This window comes from Onishia taeanensis (assembly GCF_013349955.1).
Taxonomy (GTDB): Bacteria; Pseudomonadota; Gammaproteobacteria; order Pseudomonadales; family Halomonadaceae; genus Onishia; species Onishia taeanensis_B.
Window position 1 is genome coordinate 193,921 of record NZ_JABVXC010000003.1, and the last position, 18,192, is coordinate 212,112.

General features: G+C 63.1%; 15 protein-coding genes. 7 read left to right on the forward strand and 8 right to left on the reverse strand.

Annotation, left to right across the window (positions count from 1 at the left end; translation table 11 throughout):
• Positions 1–8: 8 nt before the first annotated feature.
• The 8 genes from HUS66_RS05595 to HUS66_RS05630 all read right to left on the reverse strand — a co-directional run bounded on the left by HUS66_RS05595 (position 9) and on the right by HUS66_RS05630 (position 10,371).
• Positions 9–2,285: an ATP-binding protein gene (locus HUS66_RS05595; protein WP_175069966.1), complete on the reverse strand. Its 2,277-nt coding sequence runs from the start codon at positions 2,283–2,285 to the stop codon at positions 9–11.
• A gap of 39 nt (positions 2,286–2,324) precedes the next feature.
• Entirely contained in the window at positions 2,325–2,753 is a 429-nt protein-coding gene (locus tag HUS66_RS05600; protein WP_254628707.1) for a molybdopterin-dependent oxidoreductase, read from the reverse strand.
• Positions 2,754–2,910: 157 nt separating this feature from the next.
• The gene (locus HUS66_RS05605) at positions 2,911–3,738 is read right to left on the reverse strand and encodes an MOSC domain-containing protein (RefSeq protein ID WP_175069968.1); all 828 of its coding nucleotides are present in this window, start codon (positions 3,736–3,738) and stop codon (positions 2,911–2,913) included.
• A gap of 133 nt (positions 3,739–3,871) precedes the next feature.
• A complete protein-coding gene (locus tag HUS66_RS05610; RefSeq protein WP_175069969.1) occupies positions 3,872–4,687 on the reverse strand; it encodes a DUF2189 domain-containing protein in 816 nt (271 codons plus the stop codon).
• 289 nt (positions 4,688–4,976) lie between these two features.
• A complete protein-coding gene (locus tag HUS66_RS05615; RefSeq protein WP_175069970.1) occupies positions 4,977–5,405 on the reverse strand; it encodes a universal stress protein in 429 nt (142 codons plus the stop codon).
• Positions 5,406–5,419: 14 nt separating this feature from the next.
• Positions 5,420–8,014 (reverse strand): TRAP transporter permease, encoded by a 2,595-nt coding sequence (locus HUS66_RS05620; protein WP_175069971.1) that lies wholly within the window; start codon positions 8,012–8,014, stop codon positions 5,420–5,422.
• 142 nt (positions 8,015–8,156) lie between these two features.
• On the reverse strand, positions 8,157–9,131 hold the full coding sequence (locus HUS66_RS05625; protein WP_175069972.1) for a TAXI family TRAP transporter solute-binding subunit: 975 nt from the start codon (positions 9,129–9,131) through the stop codon (positions 8,157–8,159).
• Between the two features lie 364 nt (positions 9,132–9,495).
• A complete protein-coding gene (locus HUS66_RS05630; RefSeq protein ID WP_175069973.1) occupies positions 9,496–10,371 on the reverse strand; it encodes a LysR family transcriptional regulator in 876 nt (291 codons plus the stop codon).
• 114 nt (positions 10,372–10,485) lie between these two features.
• Here HUS66_RS05630 and HUS66_RS05635 point away from each other — a divergent pair, with 114 nt between their 5' ends.
• The 7 genes from HUS66_RS05635 (at position 10,486) to HUS66_RS05665 (ending at position 18,126) form a co-directional block, all read left to right on the forward strand.
• A complete protein-coding gene (locus tag HUS66_RS05635; protein ID WP_175069974.1) occupies positions 10,486–11,925 on the forward strand; it encodes an aldehyde dehydrogenase family protein in 1,440 nt (479 codons plus the stop codon).
• Between the two features lie 11 nt (positions 11,926–11,936).
• Positions 11,937–12,947: a dipeptidase gene (locus tag HUS66_RS05640; protein ID WP_175069975.1), complete on the forward strand. Its 1,011-nt coding sequence runs from the start codon at positions 11,937–11,939 to the stop codon at positions 12,945–12,947.
• Between the two features lie 62 nt (positions 12,948–13,009).
• Positions 13,010–14,608, forward strand: coding sequence for a BCCT family transporter (locus HUS66_RS05645; RefSeq protein WP_175069976.1), 1,599 nt, complete (start codon positions 13,010–13,012; stop codon positions 14,606–14,608).
• Positions 14,601–16,352, forward strand: coding sequence for a hypothetical protein (locus tag HUS66_RS05650; RefSeq protein ID WP_175069977.1), 1,752 nt, complete (start codon positions 14,601–14,603; stop codon positions 16,350–16,352). The genes HUS66_RS05645 and HUS66_RS05650 overlap by 8 nt, the downstream gene beginning before the upstream one ends.
• On the forward strand, positions 16,349–17,116 hold the full coding sequence (locus tag HUS66_RS05655) for a DUF3726 domain-containing protein (RefSeq protein ID WP_175069978.1): 768 nt from the start codon (positions 16,349–16,351) through the stop codon (positions 17,114–17,116). The genes HUS66_RS05650 and HUS66_RS05655 overlap by 4 nt, the downstream gene beginning before the upstream one ends.
• A gap of 26 nt (positions 17,117–17,142) precedes the next feature.
• A complete protein-coding gene (locus tag HUS66_RS05660; protein ID WP_175069979.1) occupies positions 17,143–17,535 on the forward strand; it encodes a RidA family protein in 393 nt (130 codons plus the stop codon).
• A gap of 54 nt (positions 17,536–17,589) precedes the next feature.
• Complete coding sequence (locus HUS66_RS05665) at positions 17,590–18,126, forward strand: macro domain-containing protein (RefSeq protein ID WP_175069980.1); 537 nt, start codon at positions 17,590–17,592, stop codon at positions 18,124–18,126.
• Positions 18,127–18,192 lie beyond the last annotated feature (66 nt).

Sequence of the window (18,192 nt, forward strand, 5' to 3'; positions counted from 1 at the left end):
GTTCCGTCTTAGGCCGGTTCGTCACCAGCACTCGGCGATCCGGCCTGGCTGGCTGACGACTGGCGGCCGGCGGTGCCGCCAAGCCAGGCATCCAGGGCGGCGAGCGAAGGTGCTAGGCTTTGGTCCAACGCAAGCAGCAACGCTGACAGTTCATCGCGCTGCGAAGCCTTGGCTGCAGCTTCAAGCGCCCTGGCCCGCTTTCCAACCTGTACCAGACCGAGGCTGAGCGCTTCGCCCTTCATCAAGTGCGCAAGCTGCATCACTTGCTCGACCTGCCCATCGCAAACAGCCGCCGCCAAGACTTCCCGGCGATCAGGCAGTTGGCGACGATAGACGCCCACCAACTGCTTGGCGCCTTCGCTCTCGATATGCTCGTGCAGTTCATCGAGCACCTCCGGTGCCAGCCATTGGCAGTCTTCTGCATTAGCCTCAAGCGAGTCACCCGCTCCACTGAAGGATGATTCGTTGTCATCCCTGGCGTTTGCCTGCTCAGTCGCAGGTTCGGTCGACTGGCCAATATACCGATGCAGCGTCTTGAGCAACTGGGCACTGGCCAGCGGCTTGACCAGATAATCGTTCATGCCGGCATCCAGGCAGCGAGAGCGCTCGTCACCAAAGGTACCAGCAGTCATGGCCACGATCGGCACCTCGGCACACCAGTCGGTGCGCATTCGCAGCTGTCGCGTCACTTCAAGCCCATCCATCAGCGGCATCTGCAGATCCATGAAGATCAAGGCATAGGGCTCGGTCTGAGTGATGCTCAGCGCCTCCTCACCCGACGAGGCAATATCGACCTGACACCCCAGGCGCGACAGCATGATATGCGCCACCTGCTGATTGATCTCATTATCTTCAACGACTAGCAGCCGCTGGCCGGGAGGCAAGGCGGGCAACGTCTCCTGTGGGCCTTTTTCCCTCGAGCCCTCGGGCGCATTGACGCGCGGCAGTGGCACCTTGAACCAGAAGCAGCTGCCTTCGCCTATACGGCTGACGAAGTCCAAGTCCCCGTCCATGGCGCTCACCAGACGCCTGCAGATCACCAGCCCCAGGCCGCTGCCTCCGAACCGGCGCGCAGTGGAGGCATCGCCCTGACGAAAAGGCTCGAACAGGCGATGCTGCTGGCTACTGGGAATCCCTGGGCCGCTATCGCTGACCGATACATGCAGGCGTTCCTGCAAAGACGAGTAGGCCACCAGCACCGAGACCTCGCCCTGCTCAGTGAACTTGATGGCGTTGGAAAGCAGGTTGAGGAGCACTTGCCGAAGCCGGCCGGGGTCACCCTGCAGTCGTTCAGGCACGTCTTCGGCGAGCCGTGCTGTCAGGGCAAGGTTCTTGTAGGTGGCCCGGGGCTCGAAGAGTCGCACCGCTGAATCGATCAGCTCCTGTAGCGAAAACTCGACCTGCTCGAGTTCGAAACGACCGGATTCAATACGCGAGAAATCGAGAATATCGTTGATCAATACGAGCAGCTTGTCGGCGCTGTCGTGGATGATTTCGGCATAGCGTCGCGAGGAAGGATCGAGTGGCCGGCCACGCAGCATCTCGCTCATGCCGATGACGCCATTGAGCGGTGTCCGAATCTCATGGCTGACAGTGGCCAAAAACTCGGATTTGGCTTCATTGGCAGCCTGAGACCTTTGCGCAGCCTCCTCGAGACGACGCCTCAGCACTTCCTGATCGCGCCGAGACGCCGCATTCTCCCTGGCTTCGCGAAACAGAAACCGCGTCACCATCAGAATCGAAAGACTCATCAAGCCCAGCATGACAAGCAGCACCCAGTGAAGCAGTTGCAGGGCTTCTCGCTCTTGCTGCTTGGCATCGGCCAGATAGGCGTTGGTAGCGATCACCAACTGCTGGCTGAGATAGATCAAGGGGTCGAGTGCTGACTGGAGCGAGCGACGGGATGCCGGGTCCAGGCGCTCTAGACCGCCGAACTGAAGGTCCAGGATATCCATCTGGGTGGCGATGGCAGGTATCAGGCGCGCCTGGTCGTCGATGTGGCTAAAAAGCTCACTAATTTCACCGCGTTGCAGAAAGTTGAGCCGGCTATATAGCAGCTCGAACTTGACGCGTAATGACTCGAGATTCTCCGCATCGTTGAGCCGGTCGCGTAGCTGGATAGCCTCCCTGTCAAGCTTGTAAGCTACCCAGGTCGCATCTCCACCGACACTGCCGGCCAAGCCTTCCTGGCGCCATACCACCATGCCAGCCACCACCACCGCAGCCATGAAGAACACCAGCACCGAGACAGCGCCGAGTTTCAGGCGCAGCGGGTAGCGAAGCATGACGCCAAATGCCCCAGGGAAGGATGATATCGATACTGCTTAGTGAACATGAATCTTGGCAACCTGCCATACACTTCGATAGCGAATATTCTCGGTATTGAGCTCAGGGTTCTCATCGAAGGGGTATAACACGAAGAGCGGTCCGAAGTCGCGAATCGCCAATGGCTCACCATCCATGGTCATGGCCAGGATGACCGCGTAATTCTGAATATCGCTGACTGGGATCTCCCCCGAAAAATGGTTCAGGGCCTCGACTCGCAGCTGGTCGCCTTGAGCGCCTACCCGGGACAAAAGATCCCGAAGCAGCGGGCCTCGAAATTGCCGTTCCCGGTCCGTCCAAGGTGTGAGGGTAGTCACGACCCGATTAGGTAACGCATCGAGCATCTCCCGGTCGAAGCAAGCCTTGTCACCGTTGTTGGTGTAGCGAATGTCGCCGCTGATTTCGAGCAGTACCTTTCCGTCAGGCATGGGCAAGGACAAGGGATCGGCCTGAGCAGGTAAAGCAATGAGGCTTGCTAGCAGACACCGCAACAGGGTGTTGGCAAGCGGGTTCAAATAACACCTCCGACGGTCCAGCATGCATACTCCCACCTACGCGATATTTGCTCGGCGACCAGGGGGCAAATCATGCCAGGATTTCGACCTCATCACCGAGCGCCAAACGCCCCTCTTTAAGGACCACCAGATTCTGGCCAAACAATACTTTTCCTTTTTCACCTCGTCGATAGGTCGCCAGTGTCTTGAGCGGCTCTTTGCCAGGCAAAAAGGCGCCGGTTGCAGGATCAACGGTAATCATCGCGCATCGTGAGCAGGGCGCGGCGACGCCAAGCTCCACCTCCCCGATACGCAGACGCTGCCAGCCATCCTCGGCAAAGGCATCGCTGCCTGCTACTACCAGATTGGGACGGAACTGGGCCATGACGTGAGGCTTACTCTCAGAATTCCCCTGGCCATGTGTCAGCCGAGCATTGAGGTCGGCAAGCGACCCTTCACCGATCAACAGCAGCGGGTAGCCGTCGGCGAACCCGACCCGCTGTTTGATCGATTGGCGATAGCGCGGTGAGCGATCGCCGATGCACAGCAGGTGAGCCGCCTCGCCTAATACCTCACTGCACCAAGCATCGGCTTCTTGCGAAGTCGTCAGCGCTTCGAAGCGATCACCCCATACCTCGGTGGCAAATGGCGCCAGAGAGAAACCTGCCCGGACCAGCTCGAGATCCTGGTGCCCGGGGAAACGCAGCACCACCGTTTCCTCCCCCAGTTGAACCTGCATCAATTCCAACCGGGGATGCGTGCGGGCCGTAATAAAGCGGCCATCGGGGCGCGCTAGCATCAGACGGCGATCCCCGACGATGCCTTCCTGATGCACCCGGGCACGTTCGAGCGCTTCTCCAGCACAAGACTTGAGCGGATAGCGATAAAGAGCAGACAAGCGCAGGGAAGTGGTGTTCATGGCAAGCAGTCCTTGCAGGCAGGAAAAAGCATGGCAAGTGGCGCTGTCGGCTACTCACCATACGACATGTGCGTCGTGATTGGCCTGCATAGCTTACCGAATATCGCCAACACCGGGCCAGTTGGCCACACACTCAGTGGGTCGGAGGCTCGATGATCTCGACCTTCACCAGGTCTTCGTAGGCATGCCAACTGGCATGACCCAGCACCGGCAGGATCACGGCCAGACCTATGTAAAACGTCACCACGCCGAGCAGGACGCTGCCGGTAAGAATTGCGGCCCATAGCAGCATGGGAAGGAAGTTCTGCGCCACGGCCTTGAGGCTGGCCTCGATGCCTTCCATGAACGTCAGGTCCTGATCCATCAGGGTCGGAATGGCGACGACACTGATCGAGAATGCTCCGAAGGCCAGCACTGCACCCGCTGCAGTGCCCACCAATAGCATGCTCAGCCCTTCAGAGGTGGTCAGCAAGGCGATGTAGAGCGTATCGGGGCTTGGCACGTCGAAACCAAAGAAGAGCGCGAACAACAGCGTCGCCAACCGGATCCAGGCGAGGAAGAAAATCATCATCATCAGGCCCATCATCGCCAGTTGCCCGGTATGGGCACTCCAGGCGCCAAAGGCATCGCCCATGGTCGGTGTCCGTTGCTCCTCGAGCGCACGGCTTATCCCGTAAGCACCTACCGCCACCAGGGGCCCCAGAAACATGAAGCCGGCGACCAACGGCAGCAGCCAGTGCCAGAGGTCGAGGGTAAAAGCCGCCAGGGTCATGGCCAAGCTAAGACCCACCCAGAACATGCCATAGACCAAGCTGACGGCCGTGGCATCGCGAAAGTCCTGAAAACCGGCAACCAGCCAGGCTCTGGGTCTGTCCATGCCTACTGGGTTGATGCTGATCTTGACGTTGTAGTCGGAAGGCTTGGGGCCCTTCGTCGCAGCTGCATTCATGGCATACCCCTCCACCATTCACGAAGATGGTGACCCTCAAGCCTGGGACGGACCCTGTATCCGGTGACGTCTACGAACGCGCATTGGCCTGAAAGTCAGGATCTCCTAACGATTTTTCCATTAGTCCTTTTTTCAATGTAGACGAGGGGGTGAAGAGTTGCTCCAGACGGCGTTTATCCTCGACCGGAGTCGACCCAAAGCTGCCCAGCCGGTCCCAGCAACGCCAACCCCCGAATGGCAGAACCGTTCGGGGGTTGGCGACGTGCTTAGCGACGAGGCTCTGGATGGCTCAGCGCACGATCATCACCGACATCTTGCTGTGATGCACCACATGTTCGGCATTGGGTCCGAGCACGTAATCGGCGAACTTACGCTTGTTGTGCGAGGCCATGACGACCAAGTCGATGTCGAGTTTCTTGGCGGTATTGATGATCGCTTCCCAGGGTGAGCCCTCGGCGATGACACATTGCGCGGTGATATCACTGGGTATGTGCTGCTGCACGAACGCATGCTGCGCATCGGTCACCGCCTTGTGCGCCTTCTCGCTGAAGTCAGCAGGGAAATAGGACCCAACCAACGGCATGCGGTAATCCGGCAGCACGGTCACCAAGTGCAGCGAGGCGCCGAAGGTGTGACACAAGGCTAAGGCGGTGGGTAGCGCCCTTTCCCAGGACGCCTCCTCGTTGAGGTCCACCGGCAGCAAGATTTTCTGATACATGGTCTACCCCTCCGTTAGGCGGACGCCGGTTTGGCCAAGCCATCGCGACGCCGCCGCTGCATCAGCACGATCAGGGCAAAGACCCCGAGGGCCGGAATCCACATCCACTCCTTGGACCAGCGATCTACTGGCGCCAGCACCTCGATGATCTTCTGATCGAAGTCGAAGCCAAGTTTCTCCGCCTGACTGCCAAAGGCGACCATATCGACCACCAGACTTTCATCCTTGACCAACAACTCCAGACCGAGGTTGGTCAGGCGCTCTTCCCCCGTCTCGCCTTCCGGCACCGGCAGGGTCATATAGGTGGTCAGCGGATCGCCATAGGCGTCCTGACCTGCCACCTGGACACGCAGTGTGCTGTCATCATCCATCTCGCCCAAGGCCTGGACGAACTGGCTCGGCGGTATCGACTGATAAGGGTCGTGGATCATGTCCATCCAGAAGCCCGGACGGAACAGCGTGAAAGCCACCAGCAGCAGCAGGATACTCTCGTACCAGCGGTTGCGGGTCAGCATGAAGCCCTGGGTCGCCGCGGCAAAGATCAGCATGGCGATTGTCGCCACCACGAAGACCACAATGCCCTGCAGGAAGGTCACGTCGATCAGCAGCAGATCGGTGTTGAAGATGAACAGGAACGGCAGCGCAGCAGTCCGCAAGCTGTAGTAGAACGCCTGGAAACCGGTGCGCAGCGGGTCACCCCCGGATACGGCAGCGGCGGCAAAGGAGGCCAGGCCCACCGGCGGCGTAACGTCGGCCATGATGCCGAAATAGAACACGAACAGGTGCACGGCGATCAGTGGCACCAATAGGCCGTTCTGCTCACCCAAGGTCACGATGACCGGCGCCAGCAGTGCCGAGACCACGATGTAGTTGGCCGTAGTCGGCAGGCCCATGCCGAGGATCAGACTCAGCACTGCGGTGAGCATCAGGATCAGCATCAGATTGCCCATCGACAGGATCTCGACCACGTCGGCAAGCACCAGGCCGACGCCGGTCTGCGATACCGCCCCGACGATGATGCCGGCGGTGGCCGTGGCGATACCGATGCCGATCATGTTACGGGCACCGACGACCAGGCCATCCCACAAGTCGAGAAAGCCTGCCTTGAGGTCGGCAGCGAAATCACTCTGGCCGCGGAAGATCGCCATGATCGGGCGCTGGGTGACGATGATGAAGGTCATGAATACCGTGGCCCAGAAGGCCGACAGTCCTGGCGACAGCCGCTCGACCATCAGGCACCAAACCAGCACCACGACCGGCAGAATGAACTGCAGGCCCACCATCACGGTGGGACGCGTCTGAGGCAGCCTGACCACCGGAGCATTAGGATCATCGGTCTCGAGCTCAGGATAGTTGGACCCAACCTTGAGCAAGCCGACATAGACCACCGTCAGACCCGCAGCCACTACCCAGGGGGTAGCTTCGCCAAGTACCGGCTTGAGCCAGCCGAGGCCGTAATAGACCACCAAGGCCGTGATCATCATCAGCAAGAGGCCGCCCAGGAAGCCGATGACCTTACGTACCAGCGGCTTCGGCGGGTTACTGCTCTCAAGCCCCTGCATATTGGCCTTGAGCGCCTCGAGATGGACGATATAAACCAGCGCGATGTAGGAAATCAACGCCGGCAGGAAGGCATGCTTGATGACTTCCACATAGGAAATGCCCACGTACTCGACCATCAGGAAGGCCGCAGCGCCCATGACCGGCGGCATGATCTGACCGTTCACCGATGAGGCAACCTCGACGGCCCCCGCTTTTTCGGAGGAGAAGCCGACCCTTTTCATCATCGGAATGGTGAAGGTGCCGGTGGTCACAACGTTGGCGATAGAGGAGCCGGAAATCAGGCCGGTCATGCCTGAAGCGACCACTGCCGCCTTGGCCGGACCGCCCTTGTAGTGACCGAGCAGCGAGAAGGCCACTTTGATGAAATAGTTACCGGCACCCGCCTTGTCGAGCAGCGCACCAAACAATACGAATAGGAACACGAAGCTGGTCGACACCCCCAACGCAATGCCGAACACCCCCTGGGTGGTCAACCACTGGTGGTTGATCAACCCCGAAACGCTGACCCCTCGATGGGACAGAATGCCCGGCATATAGGGTCCGGCCAGCGAGTAGCCGATAAAGACCAGGGCCACAATCATCAACGGCGGGCCAAGTGCCCGACGCGTAGCCTCGAGCAGTAGCAGAATGCCAATGACGCCGACGATCACGTCCTGCATGATCGGTGCCCCCGGGCGTTGGGCTAACTGCTCGTAGAAAATGAACATGTAGGCACCGGCGAGTGCCGCCAGCAGGCCCAGCACCCAGTCCTGAATGGGGATACGGTCCCGCGGAGAATTCTTGGTAGCCGGATAGGCCATATAGGCCAGAAACAGGGCAAATGCCAGGTGAATCGAGCGCGACTCGGTGGCATTGAATACCCCGAACTCGAGCACGAAGGGTAGCGGTGAAGCGATCCACAGCTGGAACAACGACCAGACCGCTGCCGTCATCACCAGCACCTTGCCAGGCAGTCCGGGCGGCTTTCGCGCCCCGGAGTCCGAGGACGCCACCATGTCCTCGAGGTCGACGCTCGAGGCTGAGGTCCTTGTTTTGTCTTCGCTCATGAAATCATCCTGCTTGCCATCCATCGCCGGAAACGCCTGGGCTCCCGGGCCATACCCCGGGGCTAGAAACCATAATGCGCGACCTTCCAGCAGGAACGGCCGCGCATCGAGTCAGGAGCCTTGAACTCCGTCTAGACCAGGATCACTCGATCCAGCCACGCTCACGATAGTAGCGAGCTGCACCCGGGTGCAGCGGAGCCGACAGCCCCTGAGTGACCATTTCTTCTTCTTTCAGGTTAGCGAATGCAGGGTGCAGACGCTTGAAACGATCGAAGTTGTCAAACACCGCCTTGACGGTCTGGTAGATGATGTCCTCATCCACGGAGGCCGTGGTCACGAAGGTCGCTGCCACACCGAAGGTCGTCACGTCCTCGTCGTTACCCTTGTAGAGACCACCAGGGATCAACACCTTGGAGTAATACGGATATTCTTCAACCAGGCCATCAATCGCCGGGCCATCCAGCGGAATCAGCTTGGCATCCACGGTGGTAGTGGCTTCCTGAATGGAACCGTTGGGGTGACCCACCACGTAGACCATGGCGTCGATATTGTTGTCGGCCAGAGCGGCAGCCTGCTCGGCAGCATCAAGCTGAGACGCCAACGAGAAGGTATCCTCGGTCCAGCCCTTGGCTTCCATGACCTGTTCCATGGTGTTGCGCTGGCCAGAGCCCGGATTACCGATGTTGACGCGCTTGCCTTCCAGGTCATCGAGGGTTTCGATGCCGGAATCGGCGCGGGCCAGCAGTGTCAGCGGCTCACCGTGCACGCGGAAGACCGCACGCAGCTCAGGATAGGCGTCGTCAGCAAAGTTGCCGGTGCCGTTATAGGCCTGGTACTGCACGTCGGACTGAGCCACGCCCATGTCCAGCTCACCGGACTTGATGCCATTGATGTTAGCCACAGAGCCGCCGGTAGACGGCGCGTTACACTTGATATCTGCATCTTCGAGACGGTTCACGAGACGGCAGATCGACTGACCTACGACATAATAGACGCCGGTCTGACCACCAGTACCGATAGTGATGAAGCGCTCCTGCGCCACGACCGGCGAGGAGAACATGGCGGCACCCATCAGCATGCCGGAGACGGCTGCAGCAGTGATTGCATGGCGTTTCATTCAGACACCTCTTGGTATTGTTGATGTTGGGTGGCATTGCCACCTCTGCGACATCGTCGCCCGTCTTGCGTTGGCACGCATACCCAGAATGACGATTGACTCTCTTTGATCATCGCATTCGATGTGTAAGGTATAGCTTGCCTGCGCGGGTCTGGCGACGTTGCGCTTTCAGCGTTGCGTTTCGCTGACCCTTGCAGCATATGATTATGCACTACTTTAGATCAAAACGACCGTACGATTCAGCTATTTACGACCAACATCTTAGTCCTCTTTGCCGTTGAAGCGGGCCGCGACACATCAACAGCCTGAGGCAAGCCCGACGGCTCACGGCCGGTAAGCGCCCGACGCCCCATTCGCCAAGCTGTCATCGCACGAGTTGCGCAGTAATGAAAGCCTCCATGGCCTGGGCCGCCGGGGACAGGCTGCGCCGGCTCGGCTTGAGCAGCCCAATCTCGCGCTCGACATGCGGCCGGGTCAGAGGAATGAAGCGCAGGCGCTCATACTCCTCGGGAAAGGCCAGACGCGGCAGCGTCGTCACCCCGATGCCCGCCACCAGCATGGCGGTCAGCGAGATCATGTTGGAGATATAGAAGGCGCTCTGCGCCAGCAGCGGTTCGGCCGCCGTATTGTCCAGCAGCCGCGAGGTGCCGTTGCGGATCAGGGGCTGGCCCTGGAGCTCCTGCCACCTCAGCTCGGTCCGCGTCGCGAAGGGATGATCGTCTCGGCAGACCACGCCGACCGCGTCACGAATGAGTCCCTCGAAGGAGAACTCCTCGTCCTCCTGCCACAAGCTGGTGAGTCCCAGGTCTACCTCGCCGGCGGCGACCAGGCCCCGCACATAGTCCGCATTACCGTCATGCAGGCTGACCTTGAGGTTCGGATACAGGGCGATGAAATCCGCCAACAGCGTCGGCATCAGTCGGCTCGCCACCGACGGCACCGCCGCCATATCGATATGTCCGGCCCGCTTGTCGACGCGCGCCACGATATCCCGCCCGAGCCGGTCATGCTGGGTCACCAGTTCGCGAAAGCGCGGCAAACAATAGTTGCCAAAAGGAGTCAGCTCGGCCTTGCCCCCCTTCTCGAACAACCGTTGGCCAAGACGCTGTTCCAGTTCCTTCACCGCCATGGAGAGCGCCGGCTGGGTGCGATGAAGATGGCGAGCCGCGGCATGAAAGCCACGTTCATCCACCACCGTCAGCACGTATCGCAACTGTTGAATCTTGAGGTCGGGCAGCATCCGGCGAGCCTCGCGGCCATTGGTAAGAGAAGCTTATCGTTTCTTATTTATTATTGATTATATTTATCTAACGCCACCTCCTAGGATGTCGTCAACGTCTCAAAGGAGGTTTCCATGTCCCACGTTTATTCTCTCTACATCGACGGCAGCTGGACCGAGGGCCAGGGCAGCATCGCCAACGTGAATCCGTCCGACACCAGCGACCTGATCGGCGACTACGCCCAGGCCAGCGCCGACCAGGTCGGCGAGGCCATCAGCGCGGCCAAGCGCGGCCTCGCCGCATGGCGCCAGACCGGCCTGGAGCACCGCTACGGCGTGCTGATGGCCATCGGCGATGAGCTGCTCGCCCGCAAGGACGAGCTCGGTCGCCTGCTGGCCCGCGAAGAGGGCAAGGCCCTGGCCGAAGGCGTGGGCGAGGTCTACCGCTCCGGGCAGTTCTTCCACTACTACGCCGCCGAGGTGCTGCGCCAGATCGACGAGCGGGTCGAGTCCGTGCGCCCGGGCGTCGAGGTCGAAACCCGCCGCGAGCCGGTGGGTGTGGTCGGGATCATCAGCCCCTGGAACTTCCCCATGGCCACCGCAGTGTGGAAGATCGCCCCGGCACTGGCCTTCGGCAACGCCGTGATCTTCAAGCCCGCCAACCTGGTGCCGGCCAGCGCCTGGGCGCTGACCGAGATCATCAGCCGCCAGGCCCTGCCCGCCGGCACCTTCAACCTGCTGATGGGCCCCGGCGCGAGCGTCGGCGATGCGCTCATCTCGAGCCCCGACATCCACGCCCTGAGCTTCACCGGCTCGCTGGACGTGGGCCGCCGCGTGGCCGCCGCCACCGCCGGCAACCTGGTCAAGTGCCAGCTGGAGATGGGCTCCAAGAACGCCCTGATCGTCGCCGACGACGCCGACCTGGACCTGGCCGTGGAGGCCGCCTTCGCCGGCGCCTACTCCGGCACCGGCCAGAAGTGCACCGCCTCCTCGCGCCTGATCGTCACCGAGGCCGTGCACGACGCCTTCGTCGAGAAGCTGATCAAGAAGCTCGAGACCATCCGCGTCGGCCACGCCCTGGAAGACGGCGTGCACATCGGCCCCGCCGTGGATGGCCGCCAGCTGGAGTCCAACCTGGCCTGGATCGAGCGCGCCCGCGCCGACGGCGCCACCCTGGCCTTCGGCGGCGAGCGCCTCGAGCGCGCCACCGATGGCTTCTTCATGGCGCCGACGCTGTTCGTCGACACCACCAACGACATGGCCATCAATCGCGAGGAGGTCTTCGGGCCGATCGCCTGCGTGATCAAGGTCCGCGACTACGAAGAGGCCATTGCCACCCTCAACGACACCCAGTTCGGCCTCACCGCCGGTATCATCACCGACTCCCTGAGGCTCGCCAGTGACTTCAAGACCCGCGCCGAGACCGGCTGCGTGATGGTCAACCTGGCCACCGCCGGCACCGATTATCACGTGCCCTTCGGCGGCCGCAAGAACTCCAGCTTCGGCCCCCGCGAACAGGGGCGCTACGCCCGCGAGTTCTACACCGTGGTCAAGACGTCCTACGTCAAGGCCTGAGGAGACGCCCCATGTCCAAGGAAATGCTCACCGTCGACGGCCTGCAGTACTCGAACTGGTCCCGGGAGATCTTCGCGCAGATGCGTGAGGGTGGCGTCGATGCCGTCCACGCCACCCTGGCCTACCATGAGAACACCCGGGAGACCCTGTCACGCCTCGGCGAGTGGAACCGCCGCTTCGAGGCCCATGGCGACCTGATCATGCCGGTGCGGGAGGCGGGCGACATCGCCCGCGCCCGCCGCGCCGGCAAGGTGGGCATCTTCCTCGGCGCCCAGAACTGCTCGCCCATCGAGGACGACATCGACATGGTCGCGGTGATGCGCGACCTGGGGCTGTTGATCATGCAGCTGACCTACAACAACCAGAGCCTGCTAGCCTGCGGCTGCTACGAGGCTGAGGACAGCGGCATCACACGCTTCGGTCGCCAGGTGATCCGCGAGATGAACCGCGTGGGCATGGTCATCGACATGTCGCACAGCGCCGAACGCTCGACCCTGGAGGCCGTGGAACTCTCCGAGCGCCCGGTGATCATCTCCCATGCCAACCCGGCTTCCTTCCATCCGGCCAAGCGCAACAAGTCGGACAGGGTGCTCGCCGCCATCGCCGAATCCGGCGGCCTGCTGGGGTTCTCCGCCTACCCCTTCCACCTCAAGAACGGGCCGGACTGCAGCCTCGAGGACTTCTGCGACATGATCGCCCGCACTGCGGACCTGATGGGCATCGAGCATATCGGCATCGGCACCGATCTGTGCCAGGCCCAGCCGATCTCGGTGCTGGAGTGGATGCGCAACGGCCGCTGGTCCAAGGAGATGGACTTCGGTGAAGGCAGTGCCGGCAACGCCGACTGGCCGCGCCCACTGGCCTGGTTCCGGGACAACCGCGACTTCCCGAACCTGACCGCCGGCCTGCGCCGACGCGGCTTCGACGAGGCCGCGATCGCCCGCATCATGGGCCAGAACTGGGTCGAGCTGCTGGAGCGCACTACCGTGCCGACCTCGGCGACCGAGGAGGGCACCGCCTGACCCTCGCGAATCCCACCGCACAATAACAACGGCCCATCAGGGCCTCAGCCAAGGCCAACGACATGACACAAGAACACGCCAGTTCTCACACAGCACCGGCGGCCGACGCGCCGCAGGAGCATCGCCTGGGCGACCCGATCGTCCTGACCCTCAGCGTCGGCTTCATTCTGCTCTTCGTCGCCCTGTCGCTGTATGACGTCGACATGGTGGCCGACGCCATCGGCGCCGGTTTCGCCTGGACCGCCAGCACGCTCGGCTCGTATTTCCAGCTGCTGCTGCTGCTGACTTTCTTCATCGGCATCGGCGTGGCGGTCTCCCCCGCCGCCAGCGCCAAGATCGGCAACCGCGCCACGCCCGAGATCAGCACCTTCAAGTGGCTGTCGATCATCATGTGCACCCTCCTGGCCGGGGGCGGCGTCTTCTTCGCCGCCGGCGAGCCGGTCTACCACTTCGTGGTCACCCCGCCGGCCTTCGACAGCGAAGCCGGCACCAGCGACGCAGTGGCCGGCGCCCTGGCCCAGTCCTTCATGCATTGGGGCTTCTTGGCCTGGGCGGTGCTCGGCTCGTTGACCGCGATCGTGCTGGCCCACGCCCATTACGACAAGGGCCAGCCGCTGCAGCCGCGCACCCTGCTCTATCCGGTGCTCGGCGAGCGGATCATGGCGGGCTGGTTCGGCGGCGTGGTCGACGCCCTGTGCGTGATCGCCGTGGTGGCGGGTACCGTGGGTCCCATCGGCTTCCTGGCGACCCAGGTCAGCTTCGGCCTGCACGAACTGCTCGGCGTCTCCGAGGGCTACGGCACCCAGCTGGTGATCCTGGTGGCGCTGGCGGGTATCTACGTGACCTCGGCGGTGACCGGCATCCATCGCGGCATCCAGTTGCTCAGCCGCTTCAATGTTTTCCTGGCGCTGGCCATCGCCGCGGTGATCTTCGTCTTCGGCCCCACGCTGTTCCTGACCAACGCCTTCACCCAGGGCTTCGGCGAGTACCTGACCTCCTTCTTCGCCATGGCCACCGTGACCGCCGAGACGGCGCCGGCCTGGTGGATGCAGTGGTGGACGGTGTTCTTCTTCGCCTGGTTCATCGGCTATGGCCCGCTGATGGCGATCTTCGTGGCGCGCATCTCGCGCGGGCGCACCATCCGCCAGATGATCCTGGCCGTGGCGGTGATGGCGCCGGTCGCCACCGCCGCCTGGTTCACCCTGCTGGGCGGCTCCGGGATCCACTTCCAGCTGACCGGCGTGATCGACCTGACCGAGGCGTTGAACAACTTCCAGTTCGACGTCGCCACCCTCACCGTGGCCCAGGCGCTGCCGGGCGGTCCCCTGATGGCCCTGGCCATCCTGCTGCTGACCACCATCTTCGTCGCCACCACCGGCGACTCCATGAGCTATGCCATCGCCGTGGTGGGCTCCGGCCACGACCGCCCCAGCACCCTGGTGCGGGCCTTCTGGGGCATCGCCATGGCGCTGATGGCGGGAATCCTGCTGTACATGGGCGCCGGCCAGATCAGCGTGCTCCAGCAGTTCATCGTGCTCACCGCCATTCCGGTGTCGCTGGTGCTGCTGCCGTCGCTGTGGACCGGCCCCCAGGCGGCCTATGCCATGGCCCGCGCCCAGGGACTATCCACCCGTCGCACGCTGGAGCACGACCATGACTGAGTTCGCTTCCCCGAGCGTCGCCTCGGCCCCGCTGCGCGCCGCCGACGACGTCATGCCGCTCGAGCGGCTGGGCAGCCTGCCGGCCAGCCGCCTGAGCTTCGTGCGCAGCCTCATCCGTCAGATGGCCCGCCAGCGCTGGCAGATCAGCACCGCGCGCTTCGACCTGGACGCGCAGGGGCACGGCGTCGCCATCTATCGGCTGCAGACGCCCCAGGGCCGCTATCACGGGGTGATCTTCTCCCAGCACCTGGAAGACGATCAGCGCTCCGACCGAGTGATCGCCCAGGCCTGGGACGTGACCTTCGGGGTGGTCGAGGGCGACGTCGACGACGCCCTGCTCGAGCAGATGGCCGCCAACGTGCCGCTGCAGGAGGCCGGGCGCCAGCACCCGCGGCTGCTGGTGCTCTCCCGGGCCAACCGCAGCCTGCGCAACTTCGCCCATTTCGTGGCGGCGCTGTCCGCGGGCGACCAGCCCGACCCGGCCTGGCTGACCCGGGTCGGCTACCTCTACCGGACCACGGCGGTCTACGGCAACGGCAAGTTCGGCATCGCCGACTTCGTGCGCCTGCGGGACAACCCCGACTTTCAGCGCCCCTTCTCGGCCCAGATGCTGGCGGTCTACCTGCTGCGCCACTTCTCCATCGGGCAGGTGGAACACATCGCTCGCCGCCGGGCACCCGAGCGCGCGGTGCCCATGGCCACCGAGCTGCGCCGCTACCTGGGCATCGGCAATTCCACCGGACTCGGCATGGCGCCCTTCCTGATCAATCACCCCCAGCTGATCCAGCAGTGGGTGACCTGCCGGGAGACCGCTCTGGCCCTGGCGCTCGGCCAGACGCCCGATGAGGAAAGCCGCCAGCGGCTGATCGCCCTGACCCGCCGCGCCATGCAGCACCTGGACCAGACGGTGACCGAGGATGCCGACCAGGGCGCGCGCAACGCCGCCATCGTGGCGGCCCTGCCGGAGGTGATCGCCTGGCTCGAGGAGGTGCCTCTGGAGGACGACCTCTGGCAGCAGCTGGCGGCCTGGAGCGCGCGCACCCTGCCCCTGGAGGCCCAGGAACTGGTCAACACCCTGCTGATCGAGCTCTACCCCGAGCAAGTCGATCCGCTCGAGGACCAGATGGGCACCGAGGAGCGCCTGGAGCTGATCCCGGACATGCCCCTGGTGCGCCTCAAGCAGCTGATCGAGACCCACTACGACTGGGCCCTGGCCGAGGACTTCGGGCGCCCCGAGGCGCGCCACTGGTTCTGGTATCGCTCCGCCGAGAAGGAGGAGCCCCGCCTCGGCGTGCGCGGCGTGGAGCCCGGCGCGGAGAAGGAACTGCCGCTGGCCATCGCGCCCCGGGTTCATCATACCCACGGCGTGCTCTCCGCCTTCCTGGAGGCCAACCCGCGTGCCCTGGTCGTGGAATTCCTGATCGCCCACCCGCGCCACAAGGACATCGTGCGACGCATCCAGTCCATGGTGGAGACGCCCTACGGGGAGATCCACACCAACCTCTGGCATCGGGACATGAAGCCCATGCACCTGCTGCGCACCAAGCTGTCGTTCTTCGGCGCCAGTCGCTTCGACCCCAAGTCGGACCGCTGGGTGCGCATCACCCTCTTCCAGGGCGCGCCCCTGGTCGAGGAGCTCAACGCCGCGCCCCGGGACCTGGCCGACTTCGATGACTGGAGCTTCCCGCTGGAGCCTCAGGGCGTGATGCACGAACAACGACAAGGCGCAGGAGAGACATCATGAAGGCGTCCTATAACGAGCTGCAGGGCCTGTGTCGCAAGGCCTTCATCGGCATGGGCTTCGAGGAGGGCGACGCCACCGATGCCGCCGACATGGTCGCCTGGATGCAGTGCTTCGGCCTCGGCGGCCTGGCCGCCCTGAACCGCGGCCTGGACTTCCTGCTCGACGAGGATCCCGACGACTTGCCCAGCGTCCTCTACCAGGACGGTGACCTGGCGGTGATCGATGGCCATGGCCAGAGCGTGCTGCGCAGCTCCAGCCTGGCCCTGGAGCTCGGCTTCGCCAAGGCCCGGGCCCGCGGCCTTTCGGTGATCAAGATCCGTCACTGCCACAATCGCCAGCTGATCATGGGCTATCTGGCCCGCCTGGCAAGCCGCGGCATGAACGTCACCGCCTTCTGGCGCAACGTCCAGCAGCCGCTGACCGAGCAGGTGGTGGGCTTCCGGGCCAATGGCTCGGCACCGGAGATCCGAGTCTACGCGGTGCAGGAGGTCCCGGAAGAGAACGAGCCCAACGACGGCATCACCCTGGTGATGGCCAACCACGTCGACCTGCTGCCGGCGATGCGCTCGGACTACCGCTACGACCTGCTGGCGCGTCACGACGAATCGAGCCTGCTGGCCTGTCGCCACCGGTCCCTGGCCCAGGGCATCGAGGTCGACGAGGCTGTCTGGGAACGCCTCAAGCACCTTGCCACCCGCATGCTGGTGGAGGCCACCGACGCATCCCGAGAAGGGGCCGGTGCCGGCACCAACGACAACGACTGACCTGAGACTGAGACGAGACCACCGACATGATTCATCCCGTACGCACCGACCTCTTCGCCTCCCAGGCGCCCCTGGAATGGGCCGTGGTCGGTAACGGCATCCTCTTCACCGCCCAGATCCCCATCGGCGCCGACGGCCAGGTGGTGGAGGGTGGCATCGAGGCCCAGACTCGCCAGACCCTGGACAACCTCGCCCACACCCTGGAGAAGGCCGGCGCCGGCGTGGAGGCCCTGACCCAGGTGCTGATCTACGTCACCGCCCGCGAGGACCTGGCCACGGTCAACAAGGTCTACGCCGAATACGTGCGCGCGCCCTACCCCAACCGGGCCGCCATCATCGTCTCCGGCTTCGCCCGGGAGGCGATGCTCGTCGAGATGGTCGCCTATGCCGCCCTGGCGCGCTCCGAGGGCGGCGCCTGACAGCGCATCCCCAGGCGCCTAGGCTGGGGGTGAACGCTCGACTCGGAGGAGATCATGACAGCCAAGGTGCAGATCGAATGCCGACAGGGTGACATCGCCCACCAGCCCGACATGGACGCAGTGGTTAATGCCGCCAATGCACAGCTCATGTCGGGTGGCGGCGTCGCCGGCGCTCTGCATCGAGCCGCTGGCCCGGGCCTCGCCCATGAGTGTCAACCCAAGGCACCGATCCGGCCCGGTCAGGCGGTAATCACCGGCGCCCATGACTTGCCCAACCGCCATGTCACTCATTGTTTGGGACCCGTCTATGGTCGCGATGAGCCCTCGGATGCGCTATTAGCGTCCTGCTACCGGGAGGCCATCATACTGGCCGAGGAACACGAACTGATCTCGATCGCCTTCCCTGCCCTATCCACTGACGCGTTCGGCTATCCGATGAACGAAGCGACCCGGGTAGCGCTGACCACCGTCTTGAAGGAGGCCCAGCACTGCCATCACCTTCGACAGGTGCGTTTCATCCTGCACGACGGCCAAAGCCTGGCGCTCTATCAGCAAACGCTTTCGATGCTTCAGGATGCCGAATCATCCTGAGTGGCCTCGTCCCGGGGTGGCGGGTAGAGTGGTAGCGACCTCGAACTCGCCAAATCATCCTGACAC

Bases quoted from the DNA above. Each gene is read 5' to 3' on its own strand.
- HUS66_RS05605 (WP_175069968.1), bottom strand. From the start codon at position 3,738: ATGAACACCACTTCCCTGCGCTTGTCTGCTCTTTATCGCTATCCGCTC.
- HUS66_RS05640 (WP_175069975.1), top strand. From the start codon at position 11,937: ATGTCCAAGGAAATGCTCACCGTCGACGGCCTGCAGTACTCGAACTGG.
- HUS66_RS05665 (WP_175069980.1), top strand. From the start codon at position 17,590: ATGACAGCCAAGGTGCAGATCGAATGCCGACAGGGTGACATCGCCCAC.
- HUS66_RS05615 (WP_175069970.1), bottom strand. From the start codon at position 5,405: ATGTATCAGAAAATCTTGCTGCCGGTGGACCTCAACGAGGAGGCGTCC.
- HUS66_RS05620 (WP_175069971.1), bottom strand. From the start codon at position 8,014: ATGAGCGAAGACAAAACAAGGACCTCAGCCTCGAGCGTCGACCTCGAG.
- HUS66_RS05645 (WP_175069976.1), top strand. From the start codon at position 13,010: ATGACACAAGAACACGCCAGTTCTCACACAGCACCGGCGGCCGACGCG.
- HUS66_RS05635 (WP_175069974.1), top strand. From the start codon at position 10,486: ATGTCCCACGTTTATTCTCTCTACATCGACGGCAGCTGGACCGAGGGC.
- HUS66_RS05625 (WP_175069972.1), bottom strand. From the start codon at position 9,131: ATGAAACGCCATGCAATCACTGCTGCAGCCGTCTCCGGCATGCTGATG.
- HUS66_RS05630 (WP_175069973.1), bottom strand. From the start codon at position 10,371: ATGCTGCCCGACCTCAAGATTCAACAGTTGCGATACGTGCTGACGGTG.
- HUS66_RS05600 (WP_254628707.1), bottom strand. From the start codon at position 2,753: ATGCCTGACGGAAAGGTACTGCTCGAAATCAGCGGCGACATTCGCTAC.
- HUS66_RS05655 (WP_175069978.1), top strand. From the start codon at position 16,349: ATGAAGGCGTCCTATAACGAGCTGCAGGGCCTGTGTCGCAAGGCCTTC.
- HUS66_RS05660 (WP_175069979.1), top strand. From the start codon at position 17,143: ATGATTCATCCCGTACGCACCGACCTCTTCGCCTCCCAGGCGCCCCTG.
- HUS66_RS05650 (WP_175069977.1), top strand. From the start codon at position 14,601: ATGACTGAGTTCGCTTCCCCGAGCGTCGCCTCGGCCCCGCTGCGCGCC.
- HUS66_RS05595 (WP_175069966.1), bottom strand. From the start codon at position 2,285: ATGCTTCGCTACCCGCTGCGCCTGAAACTCGGCGCTGTCTCGGTGCTG.
- HUS66_RS05610 (WP_175069969.1), bottom strand. From the start codon at position 4,687: ATGAATGCAGCTGCGACGAAGGGCCCCAAGCCTTCCGACTACAACGTC.